The organism is Sebaldella sp. S0638 (genome assembly GCF_024158605.1).
In the GTDB taxonomy this organism is placed as follows: domain Bacteria; phylum Fusobacteriota; class Fusobacteriia; order Fusobacteriales; family Leptotrichiaceae; genus Sebaldella.
Genome location: NZ_JAMZGM010000198.1, coordinates 1 through 3,343, shown reverse-complemented (window position 1 = coordinate 3,343; position 3,343 = coordinate 1). Strand labels below are relative to the sequence as shown.

General features: G+C 31.9%; 4 protein-coding genes. 1 reads left to right on the top strand and 3 read right to left on the bottom strand.

Annotation, left to right across the window (positions count from 1 at the left end; translation table 11 throughout):
* Positions 1 to 207 precede the first annotated feature (207 nt).
* Positions 208 to 993: an NAD+ synthase gene (locus NK213_RS19325; RefSeq protein ID WP_253352369.1), complete on the bottom strand. Its 786-nt coding sequence runs from the start codon at positions 991 to 993 to the stop codon at positions 208 to 210.
* A 205-nt stretch (positions 994 to 1,198) separates the two neighbouring features.
* On the opposite strand from NK213_RS19325, the gene NK213_RS19320 reads away from it, so the two are divergent.
* Positions 1,199 to 1,516 (top strand): hypothetical protein, encoded by a 318-nt coding sequence (locus tag NK213_RS19320; protein ID WP_253352367.1) that lies wholly within the window; start codon positions 1,199 to 1,201, stop codon positions 1,514 to 1,516.
* A gap of 310 nt (positions 1,517 to 1,826) precedes the next feature.
* Here NK213_RS19320 and NK213_RS19315 read toward each other — a convergent pair whose 3' ends face one another.
* Together NK213_RS19315 and NK213_RS19310 are read right to left on the bottom strand one after the other, a co-directional pair.
* On the bottom strand, positions 1,827 to 2,951 hold the full coding sequence (locus NK213_RS19315) for a site-specific integrase (RefSeq protein ID WP_253352365.1): 1,125 nt from the start codon (positions 2,949 to 2,951) through the stop codon (positions 1,827 to 1,829).
* Between the two features lies 1 nt (position 2,952).
* Positions 2,953 to 3,132 carry a helix-turn-helix domain-containing protein gene (locus NK213_RS19310; RefSeq protein ID WP_253352362.1) on the bottom strand — a complete coding sequence of 60 codons (180 nt, stop codon included), beginning with the start codon at positions 3,130 to 3,132 and terminating at the stop codon, positions 2,953 to 2,955.
* Positions 3,133 to 3,343: the final 211 nt, after the last annotated feature.

Genomic DNA, 3,343 nt, shown 5'->3' with positions numbered 1-3,343 from the left:
GGGTTTATTACTCCTTACCAGGCTAGATTCAATTTCTTTGGATCCTAATGTTCCCATTTTGCTTGACCATTACAGTAGATTCATAACGGCAGTTTCATAATAAAACAGGAGAAATCATTAAGTTTTTCAACTTATTTTTCTCCTGTTTTTATATTTTAAATTTTAGAAAACTGATTTAAAGTATACTCTTGCACTGTAATCGCTTTATTATTTAACCTTGTCATGAATATAAGCAATTTTAGGCATTCTTCTTTTAAACTCAGAATTTTTTATTTTTTCAATAATAGAGTCTACTGTTTCCGATTTGAAACCAGAAGTTATTATCTCATTTCTATCCTTTTTTCTGTCAATTAGTTCAAATAGAATATTATCTGCATCACGGTATGAAAATCCCAGTTCGCCTTCATCAGTCTGCCCTTCCCACAGGTCGGCACTTGGCTTTTTGTCTATAACTTCTTTAGGGACACCAAGATATTCAGACAGGCTCCAAACTTGTGTCTTATAAAGATCTGCAATTGGCAGTAATGCACAGGCAGCATCTCCGTATTGTGTAGAATATCCGAGATACATCTCTGTTTTATTCCCTGTTCCCATTACCAGCGAACGGTCTCTTGCAGATAAGTCATACAGAATACACATTCTTTCACGTGCCATTCTGTTTCCTTTTCTAAGCGGGCTTGCATCAGGAAAAAAACTGAAATATGAGTCTACCATATTAGTGATTTCTACTTTTTCCCAGCTTATTTTAGCTGCTTCGGCTACTTTCAAGGCGTCTTCCTCGCTTTTAGGGCTGGAAGTCCTGTAAGGCATAATAACTCCGTGTACGTTTTTCTTTCCAAAGGCTTCTTTTGCAAGAAAAGCAACAAGGCTGGAGTCAATTCCCCCTGACAGACCAAGAATTACCTTCTCGAATCCTGAATTTCTTACTTCTCTTCTCATGAATTCTATAATTCTTTTGCTGACATATTCATGGTCAATAGCGAGTTTATCCATAGTTTTCTCCTTTATATATTTAAGTTTTTTAGTTTAATTTCAAAATATACATATATTATAAATATTATAGAAGAGAGTGTCAATTTTTTTATGAGATTATAAACAGAATTCTTGAAAATATTACAGTATGATATGAATTGACAAGTTAAATATTAATGGTTATAATTCAGAAAAATAGAAGTATATATAAATTTGGGGAGAAAATATGCGGGAAAATAAAAAGACTGTAAAGGTACTTTTAAAGGAACTGGTAGAACTTTTGGAGGAAAATTATACATCAGGAATTGATAAACGTATATCAGATGTTTATTATCTTTTATCGCTTTATTCACTTGAAATTATTCCATTTGAAAGGTTACGTAAAGATAGTTTTCTGGTATTGAAAGAGTGGACTGCTTCAGAAGCCTTCGGACATAATCCCTTTTATATTCCGAAAGAAACTCCGGAAGAAACAAGAATGATAAATGAGGAATACAAAGAAATAATGGAAAAACTGCGCGTAGAATTTGAAAAAATAATGTAAAATAAAAAAATCATTATTTAATAATATCTTCAATCCGGAATTATCTGGAAACTAAGGTAAAACAGTTGAAAAAATTATACATATAATGATTTTAAAAAATTGAAAAATAAACCGTAATATTGTATAGTTTTCCATGTGTTTTTTAACGTTTTAAAGTACGTTTTTGGAGCCTATGAACAATAACACAAACACTTTAATTATATGCGTTAGAATGCTTTTTGATGTCATTACGTATTTTTTGATATTAAGTCAGATTGTTTTCGGCGGTCGACAAATGGTCGTCAAAAAAATAAAAAAAGAGCAACTCATTTTATGGTTGCTCTTTTATAGTGTTTTCAAATATATTGACAGTGTCCTGTTCCATTTTCGAAGTAGAGTGAGAATATATATTTAAAGTTATACTTGTGTTTGAATGTCCTAATCTCTTTGAAACTTCTACAGGGTTTGCCCCTGCTTCGATTAACATAGTGGCGTGAGTATGTCTCAAAAGGTGAAAATTAAAGTCTATCCCGGTACGTTCTTTCAGTTTCCTGCATTGCCATGTTAATGAAGATTGAGACATAGGAACCCCTAAATCATTGCAACAAACAAAATCTATTTTATTGTAAAATTCGAAATAGTCTTTTTTTAATTGTTCTTGTCTTTCTTTTTCTGCCTTTAATATATTTATTAAAGTTTCTCCGATTTTTATTACTCTAACAGAACTTTTACTTTTTGGAGTTTCAAAGACTTTTTTATTATTTATATTTATAAGCTTTCGATCCACACAAATAGTCTTTTCTTTAAAGTCGACCTTATCCCAAGTTAATCCCATGATTTCGCTTTCTCTCATACCTGTGTGAAGTCCTATGAGTAAAGCCATTCTATATTTTATAAGCCACGGTTTAATTGAATTCATGATAATGTCGAATTCTTCAAGACTTATAGTTTTTATCTTTTTATCTTTTTCAAATTTTGGGATCTTTAATTTTTGCGCCGGATTGCTTTTAATTAAGTTTAGGGGTTGCATTGCATAATTAAGAACCATTCTTAAATAAGTTAGCTGTAATTTAATTGTGCTTGAACTTTTTCCCTCCCTGTATAGTTCATTTATAAAGTTTTGGCATAGAGCTGGGGTAATATTAGATAACTTATATTTGCCAAGGTATTCTTTTAATTTCTTACTTGTAGCCTTAAAACTGACTTGTGTATTGTATTTATTATGAATACAAACATATTCTTTATAATACAGGTTTAAAAAGTCGTGAAAGCTGATATTGTCTGTATTTGTAATTGTGCCACTCTCAAAACCCGTGAGAGCTTCTCTTAAGGCTTTCTCTGCCTCCTTCTTAGTTGAGAACCCTGCTTGACTTTCTCTTTGTCTTTTCCCGTTTACCTTTCCGAGTTCGAAGGAATATTCCCATGTTTTACCTCTTTTTCTTACATAGCCAGCCATATTAAGACCCTCTTTTTTCCAGTTCGATGATATACTCGTCAATGGCTGAACGTCTCATTCTGTAGCCATTCCCTAACTTAACGCAAGGTATTTCTTTTGATTTTAGCAGCTCGTTCATTTTACTTTTTCCTATTTTCAATATCTTTCTTGCCTCTTCTGAGGTTATTAAATATTCTGACATTTTATTCACCGTCCTTGTATCTTTCAGTTTTTACAGATTTAGCCTTCTCAAGTAGTTTTTCCAGAGCTATAATTAAAATTTTGGTCTTAGTTTTATAGCTGAGTTCCCTCTCGATCTTCAATATTGTTGTTTCGATTGTAGTGCTATAGTAAAGTAGGAACACCAAAATCTAAACAATGATATAATAAAAAAAGAAAGAGGTGTTTTGAAA

Coding starts and splice junctions, on each gene's coding strand:
- NK213_RS19325 (WP_253352369.1), bottom strand. CDS start 993: ATGGATAAACTCGCTATTGACCATGAATATGTCAGCAAAAGAATTATA.
- NK213_RS19320 (WP_253352367.1), top strand. CDS start 1,199: ATGCGGGAAAATAAAAAGACTGTAAAGGTACTTTTAAAGGAACTGGTA.
- NK213_RS19315 (WP_253352365.1), bottom strand. CDS start 2,951: ATGGCTGGCTATGTAAGAAAAAGAGGTAAAACATGGGAATATTCCTTC.
- NK213_RS19310 (WP_253352362.1), bottom strand. CDS start 3,132: ATGTCAGAATATTTAATAACCTCAGAAGAGGCAAGAAAGATATTGAAA.